Below are 20,454 nucleotides of genomic sequence, written 5' to 3'. Positions count from 1 at the left end.
CTTCGAAGTCAAGCTCTGGCACGCGCACCCTGGCAATATTCGATTAGGCGCATTCCGCCGCCAGCCACTCGCTGAAGGCGCGAAAGCGCGGGCGGGAACGGTTCTCCTGCGGACAAATCAGGTCATAGCCAAAGGGTGAGGGCGCTTCATTTTCAGACAAGGCCACCAGCCTGCCGGCGTCGAGCAGCGGCTGGATCAGCGTTTTACGCCCCATCACCACGCCGAGTCCATTGAGCGCCATCTCGATGGCCAGCGAGTGGTTATTCACCGCGTAATACCGGCCTTCAAAAGGTAACGCCTGTCCGCTGTGCTGGCACCACAGGCGCCATTCCGCAAATTGATCCTGTACGTCGGTGGATTCGCACGCATGGATCCAGACGAGCGCCGCCGGGTCGCCGCCGCTTAGCGGACGATACTGCTGGCGATAACGCGGGGAGCAGACCGGGAGCAAACTTTCCGCCATCAGCCGCTGTTGATAAAGATCGGGGTAGCGCGTGGCGCCGTAGTAAATTGCCAGATCCACCCGCTCCTCGTTAAAATCCATCACCCCGGCGCGCACGCGAAACCGCAGATTCAGTCCCGGCCATTGCGCCTGAAAGCGCGGCAGACGCGGCATCAGCCACAGATGGGCCAGCGTCGGCGCAATACCAATATGCAGCGTGCCGCGCAGATCCTGATCGCGAATATCCTCAATTTCATCGTTAATCGCCCGCAGCGAATGGCTTAACGTCGCCAGCAGCCGCTTACCTTCCTCTGTCAGCGCCAGTTTACGCGTCATGCGGATAAACAGGCGAAACCCGATGTGCATCTCCAGCCTGCGGATCCGATGGCTGACCGCTCCCTGGGTAAGGTTCATTTCATGCGCGGCAAGGGTAAAGCTCAGGTGGCGGGCGGTCACCTCAAAGGTCTGCAGCAGCGCAAGGATGCTTTGTTGCTCAAGCACAGATTGTCTCCCTTATGCATTAATTGAGTTCATGCATAGGCCGATTTAATTCGTTTGTTAGGCCAGTTTTGCCGGTTTTAAATAGTTATATCGTAACTAAACCGAGGTATACCATGTCAGGACTCAAAATTGTGGTGATCGGCGGTGGCTCCAGCTACACCCCGGAACTGATTGAAGGTTTGCTCAACCGCTATCACGAAATGCCGGTCGCTTCGCTATGGCTGGTGGACATTGAAGAGGGCAAAGAGAAAGTCGAGATTATCGCCGGACTGGCGCGGCGAATGATCGCCAAAGCCGGGCTGACTATTGAAGTGGTGGCCACCCTTGACCGGGAAAGCGCGCTGCGCGATGCCGATTTCGTCTGCTCGCAGTTTCGCGCCGGCTGCCTTGACGCCCGGATCAGCGATGAACGTATCTCCCTCAAGTATGGCTTGATCGGCCAGGAGACCAATGGCCTCGGCGGCTTCGCCAACGCCTGCCGCACCATTCCCATCGCCCTGGAGATCGCTGCCGATATGGAGCGACTGTGTCCCGACGCCTGGCTGCTGAACTTTACCAACCCGTCGGGGATGGTGACCGAAGCGATCCTGCGCCACAGCCGCATCAAAGCCGTCGGCCTGTGTAACGTGCCGGTGATTATGCAAAAAGGGATAACCACTCTGCTGCAATGCGCTGACGAAAAAGAGGTGGTGATGCAGGTCGCCGGCCTGAACCACTTTATCTTCGTGCGCCAGATCCTGCACAAAGGTAAAGAATGGCTGCCGGAGGTGATAGCCGAGATCAACGCCGGTCGGGATCCGCTGGTGCCGCGCAACATTCCGCCGTTCCGTTGGCCGTCGCATCTGCTGCAGGGATTAGGCATGATCCCCTGCGCCTATCTGCGTTATTACTACATGAAAGACGATCTGCTGCGCCAGGAGCTGGCGGAGGCGGGCGGCGAAGGAACCCGCGGGGAAGTGGTTAAGCAGCTGGAAAAAATCTTGTTTGACCAGTACCGCGACCCGCACCTGGCAGTCAAACCGAAGGCGCTGGAAGGGCGCGGCGGCCAGTACTATTCCGAGGCGGCCTGCGAGCTGATGAATGCCATCTACAACGACAAGCGGATTATCATGCACGTCAATACGCGTAATAACGGCGCCATCAATGGCCTGCCGGATGACTGCGCGGTAGAGGTCAGCTCGCTGATTACCGCTTCTGGTCCGCTACCTCTCAATGTGGCGCCGTTCCCGGAAGATACCCTGCGTTTGCTGCAGCTGATGAAATCATTTGAACGGCTGACTATCGAGGCCGCGCTCACCGGCAACCGCCACACCGCATGGCGTGCTCTGATGCTGAATCCGCTGATCGTCAGCGGCGAGAAGCTCGAACTGGCGTTGGATGAGGTGATCGCTGAGAACCGTCAGTGGCTGCCTGCTTTCCACGCCTGACCCAAGACTCACCGGCCGCCTGGCCGGTGATTTAACCACTGACCGTCTGACTTTACGCCACAGCGCCCATTTTTCCGCCACACTGTCAATAATTGTTGACAGTTAGCTTCCCGAAAACCCATTCCTGGCCTATTATTCTCCCGTCATTGGCACTTTTAGGGTGAACACTCCCATGCGTCTTGAAGTCTTTTGTGAAGACCGTCTCGGTCTGACTCGTGAATTGCTCGATTTGCTGGTGCTGCGTGGTATTGACCTGCGCGGTATCGATATTGACCCTATTGGCCGAATTTACCTCAATTTCGCCGAACTGGAATTCGCCACGTTCAGCAGCCTGATGGCTGAGATCCGCCGTATCGCCGGCGTGACGGACGTGCGCACCGTGCCGTGGATGCCGTCTGAACGTGAACACCTGGCGCTCAGCGCGCTGCTGGTAGCGATGCCGGAGCCGGTGCTGTCGCTGGATACCAAAGGTCGGGTGGAACTGGCGAACCCCGCCAGCTGCCTGCTGTTTGGCCAAAGCCAGGCGAAGCTGCGTAACCACCCGGTGGCCCAGCTGATCGCCGATTTTAACGTTCAGCGCTGGCTGGAGAGCAGCCCGCAGGAGACGCATGCGGAGCATGTGGTGGTGAATGGGCAGAACTACCTGCTGGAAGTGACTCCGGTCTATCTGGAAGGCGAGCATAACGAGCGAGTGCTGACCGGCGCCGTGGCGATGTTGCGCTCAACCGTGCGCATGGGACGCCAGCTGCAGACCATGACCAGCCAGGATACCAGCGCCTTCAGTCAGATCCTCGCGGTGGGGCCGAAAATGCGCCACGTGGTGGAGCAAGCGCGCAAGCTGGCGATGCTCAGCGCGCCGCTGCTGATTGTCGGCGACACCGGCACCGGTAAAGATCTGCTGGCCCATGCCTGCCATCTGGCCAGTCCGCGGGCGGGCAAACCCTATCTGGCGCTCAACTGCGGCTCCATTCCCGAGGACGCGGTCGAGAGCGAGCTGTTTGGCGACGCGCTGCAGGGCAAGAAGGGCTTCTTCGAGCAGGCCAACGGCGGCTCGGTGCTGCTGGATGAAATTGGTGAGATGTCGCCGCGGATGCAGACTAAGCTGCTGCGCTTTCTCAACGACGGCACCTTCCGCCGCGTTGGCGAGGATCATGAAGTGCACGTCGATGTGCGGGTGATCTGCGCGACGCAGAAAAACCTGATCGAGCTGGTGCAGAAAGGGCTTTTCCGCGAAGATCTCTACTATCGCCTCAACGTCCTGACGCTGTATCTGCCGCCGCTGCGCGATTGCCCGCAGGACATCATGCCGCTGACGGAGCTGTTCGTGGCCCGCTTTGCCGACGAGCAGGGGATCCCGCGGCCGAAGCTCTCTGCCGATCTCAGTACGGTGCTTACCCGCTACAGCTGGCCCGGCAACGTCCGCCAGCTGAAGAATGCCGTCTATCGCGCACTGACCCAGCTGGAAGGATTTGAGCTGCGTCCACAGGACATTCTGCTGCCGGACCATGACGTCGCCTCGCTGCCGGTGGGCGAGGAGGCCATGGAAGGGTCGCTGGACGACATCACCCGCCGCTTTGAGCGCTCGGTGCTGACCCAGCTCTATCGCAGCTACCCCAGCACCCGTAAGCTGGCGAAGCGGCTGGGGGTGTCGCATACCGCCATCGCCAATAAACTGCGTGAATATGGTCTGAGTCAGAAAAAGGGCGACGAATAATCCCGCCAGGCCGGCGACTCACGTCGCCGGCATCCCGGCCTGCAAAGCGGGCCAAACCTGTATATACTGGTTTTTTAATCCTTTTTCCGGGGTGGTGCATCTTGGCGTCGCGTCGCGCGATCGGGCACTGGCTGATATTGCTGCTGCTCTCTGTTCTCTTTTCCTCGCTGCTGTTACGAATACACCTGCCGGCAGCGCTGCTGCTGGGGCCGCTGATCGCCGGTCTCATTTTGAGCCTGCGCGGGGTGAAGTTGAGCATCCCTCGCCCCTGTTATCTGGCGGCGCAGGCCATTGTCGGCTGCATGATCGCCCGGGCGATTAATCCCTCTGTTTTTGGCGTGCTGTTCAACAACTGGGCGCTGGTGCTGGCGATCCTGTTGACCACCCTGGCGATAAGCGGCCTTACCGGCTGGCTGCTGGTCCGCTACAGCGCGCTGCCGGGCGCCACTGGCGCCTGGGGAAGCTCTCCCGGCGGCGCGTCGGCAATGGTGGTGATGGCCCAGGAGTACGGGGCCGATGTGCGGCTGGTGGCGCTGATGCAGTATCTGCGGGTGCTGTTTGTCGTCGGCGCGGCGGCGCTGGTGGTGCGCTATGCCCTGGGCAATGAAGCACAGGAGATGACTCAGGATATTGTCTGGTTTCCATCGTTGACCCTGAATTTCCCTTTCACGCTGCTGCTGACGGCGGTGGCCTGTTGGCTGGGCATGCGGCTGCGCATCCCCTCCGGGGCCATGCTGCTGCCGATGCTGCTTGGCGCGCTGGCCCAGGGCGGCGGCTGGCTGATGCTGGAGCTGCCGGAGTGGCTGCTGGCGATGGCCTATGCGGTGCTGGGCTGGACGGTGGGGCTCCAGTTTAATAAAGCCATTTTTCTGCTGGCCCTCAAGACGCTGCCGCAGATTATCGCCTCCATCATCGGACTGATCCTGATGTGCGCCCTGATGGCCCTTGCCCTGACCCACATTCTGCAGATGGACTTTATGACCGCCTATCTGGCCACCAGCCCCGGCGGGCTGGACACGGTGGCGATTATCGCCGCCGGCACCCGGGCGGACATGTCGTTTATTATGGCGCTACAGACGCTGCGGCTGTTTACCATTTTGCTGACCGGCCCGGCGATGGCGCGGGCTATCTCCCGCTATGCGCCGCGGCAATAAAAAGCCCCCGCAGAGCGGGGGCTGGGCAGCTCGAATGTCCGCGAGCGCGATGCGCCCGGGCAATCTGTTATCAGGCTTTCAGGGCGGCCAGCGCGGCGTCGTAGTCCGGCTCTTCGGTGATTTCGTTCACCAGCTGGCTGTAGACGACCTGATCGTTTTCATCGATTACGACCACCGCACGCGCAGCCAGGCCAGCCAGCGGACCGGTGGCGATGGCGACGCCGTAGTCAGCGAGGAAGGACGCGCCGCGCAGCGTGGACAGGGTGACCACATTGCTCAGGCCTTCCGCGCCGCAGAAGCGGGACTGGGCGAACGGCAGGTCAGCGGAAATGCACAGCACTACGGTGTTGTCCAGTTCAGCGGCCAGCTGGTTGAATTTACGCACTGATGCGGCACACACGCCGGTATCAATGCTCGGGAAAATATTCAGTACTTTACGTTTGCCGGCGTACTGGCTCAGCGCGACGTCAGAGAGATCTTTGGCGACCAGCGTAAACGGCTGCGCTTTAGCGCCTGCCTGCGGAATGGTGCCCTGAACAGAAACGGGGTTGCCCTGGAAATGCACGGTTTGTGACATGGTTATCTTCCTGTTTACATATAGTTAACGTCGCGAGTAGTGTATGACATCCGCCAGCTACACGGCAAACCCTATTTAACATTTACCAGAGAGGACAAGGGAATGCGTAACGTGCGAGTGTATGAGGAAGCCTGGCCGCTCCATACCCCTTTTGTGATCGCCCGCGGTAGCCGCAGCGAGGCAAAAGTGGTGGTAGTGGAACTGGAAGAGGACGGCGTGAAAGGGGTAGGCGAATGCACACCCTATCCCCGCTATGGCGAGAGCATCGCCTCGGTCATGGCCCAGGTGATAGCGATCGGCGAGCAACTGGAGGCGGGGCTTACCCGCGAACAGCTGCAGCGGCTGCTGCCGGCAGGCGCCGCCCGCAATGCCATTGACTGCGCGCTATGGGATCTGCAGGCCCGGCGCGAAGGCAAAACCTTGGCCCAGCTGTTGGGCGTGGTGTTGCCTGACCGGGTGATTACCGCCCAGACGGTGGTCATTGGCACGCCGGATCAGATGGCGGCCAGCGCCGCGGCGCTGTGGCAGGCAGGGGCCCAGCTGTTGAAGGTGAAGCTCGACGATCGACTGATCAGTGAGCGGCTAATCGCTATCCGCCAGGCGGCGCCGGAGGCTACGCTGATTGTTGACGCCAATGAGTCCTGGCACAGCGAGGGGCTGGCGGCGCGCTGTCAGCTGCTGGCGGACCTCGGTGTGGCGATGCTTGAGCAGCCGCTCCCCGCCGACGACGACTCGGCGCTGGAAAACTTCGTTCATCCGCTGCCGATTTGCGCCGACGAGAGCTGCCACACCCGGGAGAGCCTGCCGCGGCTGCGCGGGCGCTATGAGATGGTCAATATCAAACTGGATAAAACGGGCGGCCTGACCGAAGCGCTGGCTCTGGCCGGGGAGGCGGAACGGCAGGGATTTGAACGGATGCTGGGCTGTATGCTCTGCACCTCGCGCGGGATCGCCGCCGCGCTCCCTCTGGCGCCGCTGGCGCGCTTCGCTGACCTCGACGGCCCGACATGGCTGGCGGTGGACGTTGAGCCGGCGCTGCTGTTCAGCACCGGCGTGCTTCATCTTTAAGCCTGCCAGCGCAGCAGATCGGTCATCGCCGGCAGGTAACGCTCCGTTGCCTCGTCGGCGGAGACCGGCGGGAACTCGGCGGTGATGCAGGGGAGTCCGATATCGGCGCACCAGCTGCCAAAGGAGCCCGGCGTGTCGTAGCCCACGCTGCCCACCAGCGGCAGGGAGAAGGCGTCGGCCAGCCAGCGACCCAGCGGGCTGTGGCCCGGATCTTCGATGCAGGCCAGCGGATCGTGAAAGGAGACCACCCACGCCGGATGAATCTGATGGATCAACTGACACAGGGCCTCGGTCTCCCGTTCCGAACCCGGCTGCTCGCCGGTCAACAGCACCACGTCGCGCTCCGCCGCCGCGCTATTCCAGCGGTAAACCGTTTCCCCTTGCTTCCAGTTGGCTGCCGGAAAGTTACGGTTGAGGTCAACGCCGCGGGCATTGGCGCGCAGCCCGAGCTGACAGCCGTCAGGATTGACCGTCAGCACCACGTGGTGGCGGCGCAGCTCGGGTTTCAGGGTGCGCAGGGCGCAGGAGAGGGTCACAATCGACGAATTCTCATCACCGTGGGTACCGGCAATAATCAGCCCGCTACGGCTGTCGGCCTGCGGCGCAGGAAACCACAGCAGCGGCGCGCCCAGTTCCGAGCTGCCATACTGCCGGGTTCCCGGCGGAAAGTCGCCGCGCTGCGGGCGAGGACGTGAAATAGACATAGGGCTTCCTGTGTGTCGTTATTATTTAGTGTTGGCGAAAAGCGTATCGGGATCAAACCCATTCCCTGAGGCGTGAAATCCGACGGCACATCAATTTTCTATCATATGTCGTTTGCAATTTCAGGTGATGAAACAAATAATTATCGCTCTGTTGGCGGTATTTTTTTCATTTTAAAGGGGATCTTATGAAGTATCCTGTCGCTTTGACATGCGGCGCGCTGTGGTTAGCCAGCGTATCTTCTCTGGCCTGGGCGGCTGACGTACCGCCGGGCACGGTACTGGCGGAAAAACAGCTGTTAGTGCGCCATATCAAAGATGAACCCGCCTCGTTAGATCCCGCCAAAGCGGTGGGCCTGCCGGAAATCCAGGTGATCCGCGATCTGTTTGAAGGTTTAGTCAATCAGGATGCGAAAGGCAACCTGGTTCCAGGCGTAGCGACCCGCTGGCAGAGCAACGATAACCGCGTCTGGACCTTTACCCTGCGTGATAATGCCCGCTGGTCCGACGGCACGCCGGTTACCGCCGAAGATTTCGTCTATAGCTGGCAGCGTCTGGTGGATCCGAAAACCACTTCGCCGTTCGCCTGGTTCGCGGCGCTGGCGGGGATCGCTAACGCGCAGAACATTATTGACGGCAAAGCCGCGCCGGAGACCCTGGGAGTCACCGCCGTCGACGCCCACACCCTGCGGGTGCAGCTGGATAAACCACTGCCGTGGTTTAGCAACCTGACCGCCAGCTTTGCCTTCTATCCGGTGCAAAAGGCGAATGTCGACAGCGGGGCGAACTGGACGCGGCCCGGCAGCCTGGTGGGCAACGGCGCCTATGTTCTGAAAGACCGTGTGGTCAATGAGAAGCTGGTGGTGGTGCCGAACACGCACTACTGGGATAACGCCAAAACGGTGATCCAGCAGGTCACCTTTGTGCCGATTAACCAGGAGTCCGCCGCCACCAAGCGCTATCTTGCAGGGGATATCGATATCACCGAGTCTTTCCCGAAAAATATGTACCAGAAACTGCTGAAGGATATTCCGGGGCAGGTGTATACCCCGCCGCAGCTGGGTACCTACTATTACGCTTTCAATACCCAAAAGGGGCCGACGGCGGATGAGCGGGTACGCCTGGCGCTGAGCATGACCATCGATCGCCGGGTGATGGCGGAGAAAGTATTGGGGACCGGGGAAAAACCGGCCTGGCGCTTCACGCCGGACGTGACGGCGGGCTTCACCCCCCAGCCGTCACAGTTTGAGAGCATGAGTCAGGCTGAGCTTAATGCCCAGGCGAAAGCCCTGCTGGCTGCCGCTGGCTATGGCCCGAATCGTCCGCTGAAGCTGACGCTGCTGTATAACACCTCTGAGAACCACCAGAAAATTGCCATCGCGGTGGCGTCGATGTGGAAGAAAAACCTCGGCGTGGAAGTGAAGCTGCAGAACCAGGAGTGGAAAACCTATATCGACAGCCGTAACACCGGCAATTTCGACGTGATCCGCGCCTCGTGGGTGGGGGATTACAACGAGCCGTCCACCTTCCTGTCGCTACTGACCTCCACCCACAGCGGAAATATCTCGCGCTTTAACGATCCGGCGTACGATAAAATCCTCGCCCAGGCGGCGGTGGAGAATTCGGCCAAAGCGCGTAACGACGATTACAACGCGGCGGAGAAGATCATTATGGTCAAAGCGCCGATCGCGCCGATCTACCAGTACACTAACGGCCGATTGATTAAGCCGTGGCTGAAAGGCTACCCGATCACCAACCCGGAAGATGTGGCCTACAGCCGTACCATGTATATCGTGAAGCACTAACCGGTACTGGTTGCCTGATAATGTCAGGCAACCATCGCTGATCCCCGAGCTGGCGCGGCTTGCAGCGCCAGTTTCTCCTGCTCTCCTTCTCGCGCCACAGTAGAAAGTCTCACTTTTCTGGCAGTATGGCCGACTGATGCCAGGTTCTACCATCTGGTCGCGAAGCATCAGAAGATCTCATCCGCCGGGTTTTTATCATGATGCTCAACGTATTCGGCAATCATGCCATCCGGATGCCGAACCAGCATGTTCCAGCCGGTGGGTACGGCCTTCACCGGGTTGATAATCGTTGCCCCGGTGGAAGGCAGATGTTTCTCCCAGGCGGTAATGTCGTTGACCAGGAAAGTGGCCTCGGTGGCGCGAAAAGGAGCCAGGCTTTGCTCGGTTCCGCCAATTAAAAGCACGGAACCCACCTGCGCCAGTTTGAGATCGTATTCGGGATAGTCGAAACGCAACCTTGCCTTCTGCGCGATGAGATTTTCGTAGAACGAAACGGTCTCTTCAAAGCGGGCAATCAGCACGCATCGACGGATCAGGATATTGAGGACTTTCATTATATCTCCTTCGCCATTTTCTCAGAGATAGCGTAGCAGCACTGAGGTGGAATGTAAGGCTCAAGTAGCAGAAGAGCGTGACGTATAGTTGTGGCCTGCGTATAAGAAGATATCGGCAATAACCTTGTGCGCTGGATAAGAAAAGTTGCAGTTAAAAAATATTTATTTTGTAATGATGCTGTGGTGTGATTGCTGAGCATACGATTAGCGGGATGATTAAGAGGGGCTAGATGGAAAGTTTAATTTCTTCGATATGGAATTTTGATGGACTGATAAATAGCGCGTTAATTTTTGTTACTTTTGGTTTATTAGGAGTGTTTATCTGGAAACGGGCAGGATCCGCATATTCTTTATTGAACCGGCTATGGGAGTTCTGCCTGGGAGGGAAAACGTTTCACGACGGTAAAATAAATGCATATTTCAATGAGAGAAATGATGTTGAACGTTTTAATGTTTTATTTAATGTCGGCGCAAGAAATAAAGAAGAGATCAAGTCACTGATTAACTGGACGAAAAAGAAAAATATAGATATTCGTCATGTCACAGCCGCGAAAGGATGGTTTGAAATATCAACGCTCAAGGCAATAAAACCATTATTTATCGCTAATGTTGGTGTATTTTTCTCTTGTGTGTTAACTATGCTGCTATTATCAAATTTTATGTTGCTGGCATTGAAGCCATCCGCACTAGTACGATTAGGCGACGACAAGTCATGGGTTTGGATTAATGATCATATTGCTGAGAGTTCGATCTGGACCAATAATTACCTTCCCCTGAACTGGACTGAGTGGAAGCTCGATAAAAAACAGTGTGAAAGTGAAGATTTCGATAAAACGGTTTTCTCAGAAAAAGCGGGGATAAGTGTGCGCTCGGTTGACAGGATTTGTGAGAACTTTTCAAGTGGTTCGTTGAGTGATACTATAAATAATATCATTAAAAATCAAAAACTGGCATGGGTTTTGGCTATTTACCCCTTCATCTTTACGATTATTTGCTTTTTTAGCTTGTTACGCAGAGGTGCTGCTTCTAAACTTTATAATGAAGTACATAACTCACAAAATTAATATTTATATAAATTCATTTCCGTCTGGCATTACTGTTTGCATCGATCGGAATTAAATGACAGGTCCGAGTACAGAAGCTGTCAACGGCCACTACCGGTTGCCTGCTGCCTGCAGGCAACCTCAGCTACATTCGCAATGTATCAATGACCGCTCTCAGCGCGGGCGACACATTGCGGTGCGGGTAATAGAGAAATGATCCTTCCAGACGCTGGCTATAACGCTGGAGCACCCGGATAAGTGTGCCCTGGGCTAGATCGTCGGTAATCAGCTCTTCCGGGACATAGGCCAGCCCCAGACCGAGCCTCGCCGCTTTGGCCTCCATATAGCTATCGGCGAAAGCCCACTGTCCCTGAGGCGGGTGGGTGATTTTTTTGCCATCCACATTAAGTTCCCAGGCGTAAAGGCTGCCGTCGCCGAACTGATAAGCGATGCAGGGGTGGGCGACTAAATCGGCGGGCGTTTGTGGAAAGCCGTAGCGGCGAAAATGTTCCGGTGTACCCACCACCGCCATCTCCATATCGGGCGAAATGCGTACCGCAATCATGCCGCTTCCGACTTCCGGGCCCAGACGTACGCCCGCATCAAATCGCTGCGCAATAATATCGACAAACCGGCTTTCGCTGATCAGTTCCAGTCTGATATCGGGATAGCGTTGTTTAAATACTGCCAGCTTCGGCAGCAGGACTTTATCAATGGCATGCTGGCTGGCATTGATGCGTACCGTACCGGAGGGCGTCTGACGATAGTGGGCCAGCGTGGCGAGCCCCATATCTAAGGCGTCGAAACCGGATTCGACGTTGTGATAGAGCTGCTCACCTGCCTGAGTGAGCGACAACCGGCGGGTGGTACGCACCAGAAGCTGAACGCCCAGGCGTTCTTCAAGTTCACGAACCGCACGGCTTACCCCGGACTGCGCCAGGCCAAGTCGTTGCGCTGCGGCGGTAAAACTGCCTTCCCGTACCACCTGCATAAACAGATAAAGGTCATTATAGTTTTCCCGTTTCGCCATTATCCTGCCTCGTCACCCAGATGCCATTTAGAACTATATGGTATTAATTTTAGCATTTTTCAGCCTCTAATCAGAACCATTACTGCTGGCTACACTAAGCGCACGACAACAAAGCACAGCAGCGTTGTCTACTGAAGACTTGCATTGATCACGTTTATTTAGGGGAATTTTGATGACGGTTTTCACCAAAAAACTGACAGCCGCGATACCCGCCATGCTGCTTTGCGCCTCATTAACTGGAGTCACAACGATGAGCTCTGCTGAGACAACTAACCCGAATGCGCCTGTTTCAATGATTGAAAAATGGGACAAAACTTTTGCTGAGAGTTCGAAAGTGGATCACCGTAAGGTGACCTTCCTGAACCGCTACGGGATAACCTTAGTTGGCGATCTCTACCTGCCGAAGGATCGCGGTGAACGCAAACTGGCAGCTATTGCCGTGAGCGGTCCCTTCGGCGCGGTAAAAGAGCAGTCCAGCGGCCTGTATGCCCAGACGCTGGCCGAACAGGGGTTTGTCACCCTGGCGTTTGACCCATCGTATACGGGCGAAAGCGGTGGCTACCCACGCAACGTAGCCTCACCGGATATCAATACCGAGGATTTCAGTGCCGCGGTGGACTTTCTGGGCCTGCAAAAAGAGGTGGATCGCAACCGTATCGGTTTGCTCGGCATTTGCGGCTGGGGCGGTATGGCCCTGAACGACGCGGCGATGGACACCCGCGTCAAAGCGGTGGCGACCAGCGTCATGTATGACATGAGCCGCGCGATGGGGCATGGAGTGGGCGATGGCAAAGACCGCTATACCACTGCCGATCGTCGCGCCGTACTGCGCTATCTGAACGTGCAGCGCTGGAAAGATGCGGCAAACGGCACCTTCGTCCCCGGTGGGCATGACATTTATGTTGATGATAAGGGCAACGTCAGCGCTGCCGATCGTATTTTGCCGGAAACCTTGCCCGCCAACCCCAACCCGGTCCTGAAAGAGTTCTTCGATTATTACCGTATGCCGCGTGGTTTCCATCCGCGTTCGGTTAATTCAACCGGGGCCTGGAATGCGACGATGCCGCTGTCGTTTATGAATATGCCGCTGCTGAGTTACGCCAGCGAAGTGACTATTCCGACGCTTATCGTGACCGGCGAAAAAGCCCATTCACGCTATTTTGCCGAAGATGCCTTTAAGGCCATCGGCAGTAAAGAGAAAGCGCTGGTGATTGTCCCAGGCGCAAACCACGTCGATCTCTATGACAACGTCGCGGGCAAAATTCCCTTTGCGACGTTCGCGCAATTTTTTAAAACCAACCTGAAATAGATCTCCTGTGCCGGAGACATCCCCAAAGCCGCCACGCGCCTGCGGGCGGCTTTGTCTTGTCGGAGAGAAATAATGTCTGCATTAGGTCACACCCGGGCACACTGGAGCGGCGTCCTGGCGATGACGCTCTGCGTATTTGTGCTCATTGCCTCAGAATTTATGCCGGTCAGTCTGTTGACACCCATCGCGGGTGATTTACACATTACCGAGGGATTAGCCGGTCAGGGCATTGCGCTTTCTGGCGCGCTGGCGGTACTGACCAGCCTGACGATATCCCGTCTTACCGGATCGCTGGACCGTAAATGGCTGCTGCTGGGGCTCACGGCGTTGATGGCAGCCTCTGGGGTGATTATTGCCCTGGCGTCCAGTTTCCCGGTTTATATGCTGGGCAGAGCGCTCATTGGGATCGTCATCGGCGGCTTCTGGTCGATGTCGGCGGCAACGGCCATTCGGCTGGTGCCGCAACGCCAGGTCCCCCGCGCACTGGCCATCTTTAACGGCGGCAACGCGCTGGCCACCGTTGTGGCAGCGCCGCTGGGCAGCTACCTGGGGGCCACCGTCGGCTGGCGCGGCGCCTTTTTATGTCTTGTCCCGCTGGCGGTGCTGGCCTTCGTCTGGCAATGCATTAGCCTGCCGTCGATGAAAAGTCCGCGCGCACCACAGCGGCAGGGATCGGTGCTGCGTCTGTTCCGTCTTTCTACGCTATCCCTGGGATTGCTGGCCTGCGGACTGTTCTTTATGGGACAGTTTACCTTATTTACCTATGTGCGACCGTTTCTGGAGACGGTGACCCAGGTCAGTCCTTCTGGTCTGTCCCTGATATTGCTGACAATGGGTATCGCCGGTTTTATCGGCACGCTGCTTATTACGACCGTTCTGAATGCCCGATTTTATCCGACGCTGGTGGCTATCCCGTTGTTAATGGCCGCAATTGCCGGAACGCTTCTGCTGGCCGGACACCACACGGGATCGGTCGCCGTACTGTTAAGCCTGTGGGGGCTGCTGGCGACGGCGGCGCCCACCGGCTGGTGGACATGGATTGCGCGGACGCTGCCCGAGGATGCGGAGACGGGCGGCGGGCTGATGGTCGCCGTGATCCAGCTATCGATAGCCCTCGGGTCAACGGTAGGCGGCCTGGTGTTTGATAGTCTGGGATGGCACAGCACTTTTGCACTGAGCGGTCTGTTACTGCTGGGCGCGGCAGGGGTGACTTTTCTGCTCTCTGTCAAAATCAGATCATCTCAGCGCACTGCGATTAATGAATTGAATGCATAAGTCAAATCAGGAATGACAGGCTAATCGTGACCGCGTTCCTGTCTTACCATGGTGTTTTAACAAGAGGGGAGCTTCACCGTGGAATATTCAGTATTAAGTAACGCTCGCAAAATGCCGATGCTGGGTTTCGGCGTTTTCAAGGTGACCGATAAAGCGGAGTGTAAGCAGGCGGTGTTGAACGCCATTCGCACCGGTTATCGCCTCATCGATACCGCTGCCGTCTACGATAATGAAGATGCGGTGGGTGAGGCCGTGCGCGAAGCCATCGCCGAAGGTCTGTGTACCCGCGAGGCGCTGTTTATTACCTCCAAACTGTGGGTCCAGGACATGGCCAACACCGGGATGGCGAAAGCCGGGATTGCCGCGTCATTAAAAAAATCGGGCCTGGAATACTTTGATCTTTATTTGCTACATCAGGCGATGGGCGATTATTTCAGCGCCTGGCGTGCGCTGGAAGAGGCCTATGAGGCCGGTACCCTGAAAGCGATCGGCGTCTCCAATTTTTACCCCCATGTGTTAGCTAACTTCTGCGAAACTGTCAGAATTAAACCAATGGTGAACCAGGTTGAACTGCATCCTTATTTCGCGCAGCCCGCGGCGCTGGAAGCCATGAAGCATTATCACGTTCAGCCTGAAGCGTGGGCGCCGTTAGGCGGTGGCAGACATAATCCGTATCAAGATGCATTGCTTCGGGGGATCGCCGATGCGCACCAGAAAACCATTGCGCAGGTTGTTCTGCGCTGGAACGTGCAGCGTGGCGTCACGGTGATCCCTAAATCCACTCGCCAGGAGCGCATTGAAGAAAATTTTGCTATCTGGGATTTCGTATTAACAGATAACGAAATGGCGCAAATCAGCGCCCTGGATTTAGGCTATGTTGGCGAAGCGGTAAAACACTTCAACCCTGAGTTCGTTCGCGGATGTCTGGGGGTGAAAATCCACGACTGACCGCGGCACCGATTGGCTCCATCTTCATCTCCCCGCCTGCGCCGCGGCGACGGGCTCGGTATGCTGGTTAGCACCCACGTGTTTGCCGCGACGGTTGTCAATGCGGTAGACGATCGTCACGGGCTGCGGGCCGGCGGGGGTGACGGTCAACTCCCTGACCATTTGGCCAGCGTCGGGCGGCAGGGTCAGCGAGGTTTCTCCCTGAGCGAGCATCTGGCCATTTTGCCTGACCTGCCAGGTCAGGCGGCAATCCTCGCAGGCTGCCCAGGTATCGTTAATCGCCCACAGGCGCACCGTCGCCGGGCTTCCCTGACGCCATCTGGCGGTCACCGGCTCGATGGACGGCAGGATCGGCTGATAGGCGCGCTGCAGGGCATAGTAACCGGCCTTCGGCTGGCGCAGATAATCTACCACCCCCCAGTTGATGGAGGGCCATGTCTCGACAAACATAAAGTGGAACAGGGCGGTCACCGGCTGATAACGCTGGCGGCGATAGCTCTCCGCCGCCAGCGCCACCAGCCGGGCCTGATATGCTTGGGTGTTTTCAATCATCTCCTGAATATTGTTGCCTCGTGGAATACCGGCAAATTTAAAGGTCTGGAAAGGCTGAAAATTATGGTACTTCCATCGCACCCAGCCGGGGTCGTCGGCAGCGGTGGTTTTCGGCCACAGCAGACGGGCCAGGATAATGGTCTTCAGGGTGGAGAGCCGGGGCAGCGCCTGGGCGCCAAACTCGGTAATAATCCCGGTTTTCGCCGGGGCGAGCAGGTCGCGCAGGGTGCCGAAATACCAGCCTGCCCAGTAGTGCTCTTCGACAGCGGAAAAGCGATGCACGATGCGGGAGGTATCTTCCGCAAGCGCATCGCCCACCCGCTGCGTCAGGGTCTGATTTAAGGTTTTACGCCAGTCGGGGAAGCGTTTTTCCATCCACGGCGAGTTCCACGGCGGCTCGTTGTGGCCGCCCCAGACAATAATCGCCGGCGAATTGCCGAACTGGTCCATCATCGTCTGGGTCTGGCGCACAGCGTTCTCGGCGAAGGCGGCGCTGTCATCGTAACCCCATTGCAGGGGGACATCCTGCCAGATCATCAGTCCCATCTCATCAGCCACCTCATACAGCGCGCGGCCCGCCACGTGGCCGTGAACGCGGATGGCGTTGGCGTTCATCGCCGTGACAAGCCTGAAATCCCGACGGTACTTTTTCCGCGTCATGGTGCTTAGCCATGGGGAGCCAATATAGTTGCTGCCCTTAATGAACAGCCGTCTGTCGTTGATGCGCCAGCCCTGATTGTCCGCCAGCGCTTCCACCTTACGTAATCCGGTGCGGGTGACGGCGGTATCCATCATCCCCCGGTCATCCGTTAGGGTGGCGCGCACCCGGTAGAGGTTCGGCTTGCCTGCGCCCACGGGCCACCAGAGCTTCGCGGACGGCATGGGCAGCGAGACGTGCAGGACGCCTGCGGTTTTCTCCAGAGTGACCGCGAAGGCCTGGTGAAAACGTGGGCCGGAAAAATTGTCCGGGGTAGCCGTCAGGCGTAGCGTGACGGGGCCGGGCGTCACAGCCCGATAGCGGATTTCGGCACGCAGCATGGGCTGCTCCAGCCCCTGTTGCCAGTCCGGGCGCAGGATCACCTCGTCGATGGTGACGCCGCGGCTCAGATGGAGCCTCACCGGCGCCCAGATCCCCCCGGAGTTGGCATCCTGCCCCTGAACCGACCAGGCGCCGCCCGGACGGGTATCGTGCTGATTGAGGATCCCTTTCATCAGCGTCTTGTGCAGTGGCCAGATCTTTTGCGGGTCTTCATAGGGGCTGTCGACCCGCACGGCGAGCTGATTATGGCGGCGAACGGCCCCGGTGATGTCCACCGGGAAGCGCTGAAAATAGCCTTCGTGCCGGGTCAGCGTCTTGCCGTTGAGCGCCACCTCGGCAAAGTAATCGACGCCGTCAAACACCAGCGTAGCCATGGCGTCCGGCGTCAGGCCATGCAGGGTAAATTGATGGCGATACCACAGGGCGCCCTGATGATCGTATCCGGCGCTGTACCAGTTTGCCGGTACCCGCAGCGTGCGCCAGTCGCCGTCCGAAGCCTGCGCGCCGGCGAAGGCGCTGTCGTTGGCGTCATGCACCCGCCATTGTCCGGCCAGTGACCAGGTCACCGGCGCAGAACCGGCGTGCGCCAGCGGCAGACAAACCACCAGCAGCAGAAGGCGTCTATGGAGCACGGGGAACCTCCTGCGATCTGCGATGTAGCCACCGGTGGCAGCCTGTGGTTGCCTCGGCCAGCGCGTCGCGCAGGTCATCTGGGACGGTCCGGTCGGGCGACGTCGCCTGGCTCTCCAGCTGCTGGAGCACCCCGGCAAGGCGTTGAAAGCCGAGGGTGACCGCCTCGCCGCGCAGCTTGTGGGCGGTACGGCGCAGCGTCTCCCGGTCATTGGCGTCAATGGCGTGGGTAAGGGCCGACGTTGCGGCGTCAAGCCCTTCAGCGAAGAGTCCCAGCAGCTCCTCGACCAGCTCAGGATCGTCGGCGCACTGTTTTAGCAGGTGGGCCTCGTCCGGCAGGCCTTTCTCTTCCTCCAAACCGCTATCTTCCGCTGCGCCGACGCGGGCGATGGCTTCCCGTAGCGCCTCAAGACTCACTGGTTTGGCGATATAGCCGTCGAAGCCCATCGCCAGACAGCGCTCTCTATCGCCCTGCATGGCATGGGCGGTCATGGCCATCGCGGGCTGATGTTGCCTGCCCAGCGCCGGCGTCTCTTCGCGCAGCAGACGGATGGCGGTTTCACCGTCCATCTCCGGCATTTGCAGATCGATCAGCAGGAGATCCCAGCAGGCTGCGCGCCAGCGCTCCAGCGCCTCCCGGCCGTTGCTCACCACCTCGCAGCGGTGACCCAACTGCTCCAGCAGCCGTCTGGCGACCTTTTGATTAACCAGGTTGTCCTCAGCCAGCAGGATATGCAGCCCGGTCTGGTCCCTGACCGGTTCCGCAACGGGGGCTGGCGCTGTCGCCACCACCGGCGTGGGAAGGAGAATACCGGCGATAACCTGATGCAGTTCGCGCTGCGCCACCGGTTTATGCAGATAGTGGGCGATACCGATGCGCTTAAGCATATTGGCGTCAAAATGGCGGCTCATGGAGCTGAGCATAATAATCTGGCTTTGCCGGGCTTCAGGCAGGGCGGAAAGCTCCAGCGCCAGGGATACGCCGTCCATATCCGGCATCTGTGCATCCAGCAGGATCAGCGGCCAGGGCGGCCCTTCGGCGGCCCGACGTAACGCCTCGCTGGCGTTGTCCACGCAGATCGGTATCAGTCCCATCTGGCGAAGCATGGTGTCGAGCAGGCGCAGGTTGGTGCTGTTGTCGTCAACCACCAGCACCCGCTCATTGTTGAAGCGGCCCGGCGGGGCGTTAGCGGAGACGGCGGCGTGCAGACCTGCCAGCGGCAGGGTGAAGGCAAATTCACTGCCCGTCCCGGGCTGGCTCTCCACCGTCAGCTCACCGCCCATCAGGCTGACCAGGCGGGCCGAAATGGTTAATCCCAGCCCGGTGCCGCCGTAGCGGCGGGTGGTGGAGCTATCGGCCTGGCTGAAGGCTTCGAAGATTGCCTTTTGCTTTTCCGGGGCGATGCCAATCCCGGTATCGCGAATGCGAAAGCGCCAGCGGCTTTCGTCGTCGGCCGGCGCTATTGCCAGCAGAACTTCCCCCTGATGAGTGAACTTCAGCGCATTACCCAACAGGTTAGTCAGGATTTGCCGCAGCCGGGGGCCATCGACGATCAGCACCTCCGGTACCGCAGGGTAGATATCCACCAGCAGCTCAATACCCTTTTCGCTGGCGGCGGGCATATGCGGGCGGATCAGCGACTGGATAAAGGGGCGGATCTCCAGCGGCTCTTCGTCCACCTGCATCTTGCCCGACTCAATGCGTGAGAAATCAAGAATGTCGTTAATAATGTGCAGCAGCGACTGGGCTGAACTCATCACCAGCGAAAGGTACTCCCGCTGCTCCGCGGTCAGCGGCGTGTCGAGGCACAGCTGCGTCATGCCGAGAATGCCGTTCATCGGGGTGCGGATTTCGTGGCTCATATTGGCGAGGAAGGCGCTTTTCGCTTCGTTCGCCTCGCGGGCCTCCTTCGCCGCCTCAATGGCCAGCAGCTCTGCGGCTTTGCGCCGGGTAATATCCTGCAACGTGCCGATCACCCGCTCTGCCTGCTGCTGCATATTGAGGGTGACAATCTGCCCGGAGAGCAGCATCCAGCGCCAGCCCTGCGTCGGGTGCTGGACGCGAAGTTCACATTCAAAAACCGGCATATGCTCGTTTTGCGAGGCGATCATCGCCTGCTGCAGGGTAGCGCGATCGTCCTCGTGGACCAGATTGAGCATAAAACGCAGCGGATAGCGCCACTGTGCCCGCGACTGGCCGACCATCGCCAGCAGGGTGTCATTCACCTGCAGGTTGTCGTGGGAGACCTGCCAGTCCCAGATGCCGATCTGGATCGACTCCGCAGTGAATAAAAAATCGTCGTGAAGCTGGTGACGTGCGCGTCGGGCCTCGTCAAGCTCGGTGATGTCGGTATGCAGACTGACAATTCCACCATCCGCCAGCCGCTGATGCTGAACGTAAATCCGGCGGTTGCCCGACTGGCGGACTTCGCAATGGTTCGCCTGGCGGCAGTTGCGGATAATCGTCTCGCGTAGCGTCTGTTGCCGGCCAGGGTCAATGTTATAACCGGCATCGATAAACTTCTCCGCCAGGCTCTCAAGAGAAGCGCCGACGGCGAGCCAGGGCGCGATCGTTGGATAAAACAGCGCCACCTTATCATTCCAGGCCTGCAGTCGTTCGCGCTCATCGTAGATCATCACCGCCGAAGGCAGGACGTTGAGGTCGGTACGGTTAGCGGCATGCAT

At 58.6% G+C, this 20,454-nt stretch carries 17 protein-coding genes; 10 read left to right on the top strand and 7 right to left on the bottom strand.

Features of this window, described 5'->3' with window-relative positions:
- Window positions 1-43 precede the first annotated feature (43 nt).
- Complete coding sequence (locus KB890_RS03430; RefSeq protein ID WP_223168852.1) at window positions 44-913, bottom strand: LysR substrate-binding domain-containing protein; 870 nt, start codon at window positions 911-913, stop codon at window positions 44-46.
- A 143-nt stretch (window positions 914-1,056) separates the two neighbouring features.
- Between KB890_RS03430 and KB890_RS03425 the strand changes: the two genes are divergently transcribed.
- The 3 genes from KB890_RS03425 to KB890_RS03415 all read left to right on the top strand — a co-directional run bounded on the left by KB890_RS03425 (window position 1,057) and on the right by KB890_RS03415 (window position 5,238).
- Entirely contained in the window at window positions 1,057-2,370 is a 1,314-nt protein-coding gene (locus KB890_RS03425) for a 6-phospho-beta-glucosidase (protein ID WP_002901977.1), read from the top strand.
- 172 nt (window positions 2,371-2,542) lie between these two features.
- The gene (gene tyrR / locus KB890_RS03420; RefSeq protein WP_002901979.1) at window positions 2,543-4,084 is read left to right on the top strand and encodes a transcriptional regulator TyrR; all 1,542 of its coding nucleotides are present in this window, start codon (window positions 2,543-2,545) and stop codon (window positions 4,082-4,084) included.
- A 101-nt stretch (window positions 4,085-4,185) separates the two neighbouring features.
- Window positions 4,186-5,238, top strand: a complete 1,053-nt coding sequence (locus KB890_RS03415) for an AbrB family transcriptional regulator (protein ID WP_004183734.1) — start codon at window positions 4,186-4,188, stop codon at window positions 5,236-5,238.
- A gap of 70 nt (window positions 5,239-5,308) precedes the next feature.
- Here KB890_RS03415 and tpx read toward each other — a convergent pair whose 3' ends face one another.
- Window positions 5,309-5,815 (bottom strand): thiol peroxidase, encoded by a 507-nt coding sequence (gene tpx, locus KB890_RS03410; protein WP_004152131.1) that lies wholly within the window; start codon window positions 5,813-5,815, stop codon window positions 5,309-5,311.
- Window positions 5,816-5,917: 102 nt separating this feature from the next.
- Between tpx and ycjG the strand changes: the two genes are divergently transcribed.
- Window positions 5,918-6,883, top strand: a complete 966-nt coding sequence (gene ycjG, locus KB890_RS03405) for an L-Ala-D/L-Glu epimerase (RefSeq protein WP_020324890.1) — start codon at window positions 5,918-5,920, stop codon at window positions 6,881-6,883.
- Here the strand turns inward: ycjG and mpaA are convergent.
- Complete coding sequence (gene mpaA, locus KB890_RS03400; protein ID WP_004152134.1) at window positions 6,880-7,587, bottom strand: murein tripeptide amidase MpaA; 708 nt, start codon at window positions 7,585-7,587, stop codon at window positions 6,880-6,882. The two genes, ycjG and mpaA, sit on opposite strands and share 4 nt — an antisense overlap.
- 72 nt (window positions 7,588-7,659) lie before the next feature.
- Here mpaA and KB890_RS03395 point away from each other — a divergent pair, with 72 nt between their 5' ends.
- Window positions 7,660-7,776: a hypothetical protein gene (locus KB890_RS03395; protein ID WP_004148146.1), complete on the top strand. Its 117-nt coding sequence runs from the start codon at window positions 7,660-7,662 to the stop codon at window positions 7,774-7,776.
- Window positions 7,773-9,389, top strand: a complete 1,617-nt coding sequence (locus KB890_RS03390) for a peptide ABC transporter substrate-binding protein (RefSeq protein WP_004176446.1) — start codon at window positions 7,773-7,775, stop codon at window positions 9,387-9,389. Before KB890_RS03395 ends, KB890_RS03390 begins: the two co-directional genes overlap by 4 nt.
- A 167-nt stretch (window positions 9,390-9,556) precedes the next feature.
- Here the strand turns inward: KB890_RS03390 and KB890_RS03385 are convergent, their stop codons facing one another.
- Entirely contained in the window at window positions 9,557-9,943 is a 387-nt protein-coding gene (locus tag KB890_RS03385) for a VOC family protein (RefSeq protein WP_004140226.1), read from the bottom strand.
- A gap of 230 nt (window positions 9,944-10,173) precedes the next feature.
- On the opposite strand from KB890_RS03385, the gene KB890_RS03380 reads away from it, so the two are divergent.
- Window positions 10,174-11,007 (top strand): DUF6216 family protein, encoded by an 834-nt coding sequence (locus tag KB890_RS03380; protein ID WP_004888565.1) that lies wholly within the window; start codon window positions 10,174-10,176, stop codon window positions 11,005-11,007.
- A 124-nt stretch (window positions 11,008-11,131) separates the two neighbouring features.
- Here KB890_RS03380 and KB890_RS03375 read toward each other — a convergent pair whose 3' ends face one another.
- The gene (locus KB890_RS03375; RefSeq protein WP_004152138.1) at window positions 11,132-12,016 is read right to left on the bottom strand and encodes a LysR family transcriptional regulator; all 885 of its coding nucleotides are present in this window, start codon (window positions 12,014-12,016) and stop codon (window positions 11,132-11,134) included.
- Between the two features lie 172 nt (window positions 12,017-12,188).
- On the opposite strand from KB890_RS03375, the gene KB890_RS03370 reads away from it, so the two are divergent.
- The 3 genes from KB890_RS03370 (at window position 12,189) to KB890_RS03360 (ending at window position 15,548) form a co-directional block, all read left to right on the top strand.
- Window positions 12,189-13,325 (top strand): alpha/beta hydrolase, encoded by a 1,137-nt coding sequence (locus KB890_RS03370; RefSeq protein ID WP_004888562.1) that lies wholly within the window; start codon window positions 12,189-12,191, stop codon window positions 13,323-13,325.
- 72 nt (window positions 13,326-13,397) lie between these two features.
- A complete protein-coding gene (locus KB890_RS03365; RefSeq protein WP_004179500.1) occupies window positions 13,398-14,600 on the top strand; it encodes an MFS transporter in 1,203 nt (400 codons plus the stop codon).
- 78 nt (window positions 14,601-14,678) lie between these two features.
- Window positions 14,679-15,548, top strand: a complete 870-nt coding sequence (locus tag KB890_RS03360; RefSeq protein WP_004152141.1) for an aldo/keto reductase — start codon at window positions 14,679-14,681, stop codon at window positions 15,546-15,548.
- 24 nt (window positions 15,549-15,572) lie between these two features.
- Here KB890_RS03360 and KB890_RS03355 read toward each other — a convergent pair whose 3' ends face one another.
- Together KB890_RS03355 and KB890_RS03350 are read right to left on the bottom strand one after the other, a co-directional pair.
- The gene (locus tag KB890_RS03355; RefSeq protein WP_020324880.1) at window positions 15,573-17,771 is read right to left on the bottom strand and encodes a glycoside hydrolase family 2 protein; all 2,199 of its coding nucleotides are present in this window, start codon (window positions 17,769-17,771) and stop codon (window positions 15,573-15,575) included.
- The gene (locus tag KB890_RS03350; RefSeq protein ID WP_020324872.1) at window positions 17,761-20,454 is read right to left on the bottom strand and encodes a hybrid sensor histidine kinase/response regulator; all 2,694 of its coding nucleotides are present in this window, start codon (window positions 20,452-20,454) and stop codon (window positions 17,761-17,763) included. Before KB890_RS03350 ends, KB890_RS03355 begins: the two co-directional genes overlap by 11 nt.

The organism is Klebsiella sp. P1954, assembly GCF_018199955.1.
In the GTDB taxonomy this organism is placed as follows: domain Bacteria; phylum Pseudomonadota; class Gammaproteobacteria; order Enterobacterales; family Enterobacteriaceae; genus Klebsiella; species Klebsiella pneumoniae.
This window is presented reverse-complemented; position numbering and strand designations above follow the sequence as displayed.

What these genes read in the sequence shown, in the direction of transcription:
- mpaA (WP_004152134.1), bottom strand. Translation starts at nt 7,587, where the DNA reads ATGTCTATTTCACGTCCTCGCCCGCAGCGCGGCGACTTTCCGCCGGGA.
- tpx (WP_004152131.1), bottom strand. Translation starts at nt 5,815, where the DNA reads ATGTCACAAACCGTGCATTTCCAGGGCAACCCCGTTTCTGTTCAGGGC.
- KB890_RS03380 (WP_004888565.1), top strand. Translation starts at nt 10,174, where the DNA reads ATGGAAAGTTTAATTTCTTCGATATGGAATTTTGATGGACTGATAAAT.
- tyrR (WP_002901979.1), top strand. Translation starts at nt 2,543, where the DNA reads ATGCGTCTTGAAGTCTTTTGTGAAGACCGTCTCGGTCTGACTCGTGAA.
- KB890_RS03425 (WP_002901977.1), top strand. Translation starts at nt 1,057, where the DNA reads ATGTCAGGACTCAAAATTGTGGTGATCGGCGGTGGCTCCAGCTACACC.
- KB890_RS03350 (WP_020324872.1), bottom strand. Translation starts at nt 20,454, where the DNA reads ATGCATGCCGCTAACCGTACCGACCTCAACGTCCTGCCTTCGGCGGTG.
- KB890_RS03375 (WP_004152138.1), bottom strand. Translation starts at nt 12,016, where the DNA reads ATGGCGAAACGGGAAAACTATAATGACCTTTATCTGTTTATGCAGGTG.
- KB890_RS03390 (WP_004176446.1), top strand. Translation starts at nt 7,773, where the DNA reads ATGAAGTATCCTGTCGCTTTGACATGCGGCGCGCTGTGGTTAGCCAGC.
- KB890_RS03370 (WP_004888562.1), top strand. Translation starts at nt 12,189, where the DNA reads ATGACGGTTTTCACCAAAAAACTGACAGCCGCGATACCCGCCATGCTG.
- KB890_RS03365 (WP_004179500.1), top strand. Translation starts at nt 13,398, where the DNA reads ATGTCTGCATTAGGTCACACCCGGGCACACTGGAGCGGCGTCCTGGCG.
- ycjG (WP_020324890.1), top strand. Translation starts at nt 5,918, where the DNA reads ATGCGTAACGTGCGAGTGTATGAGGAAGCCTGGCCGCTCCATACCCCT.
- KB890_RS03385 (WP_004140226.1), bottom strand. Translation starts at nt 9,943, where the DNA reads ATGAAAGTCCTCAATATCCTGATCCGTCGATGCGTGCTGATTGCCCGC.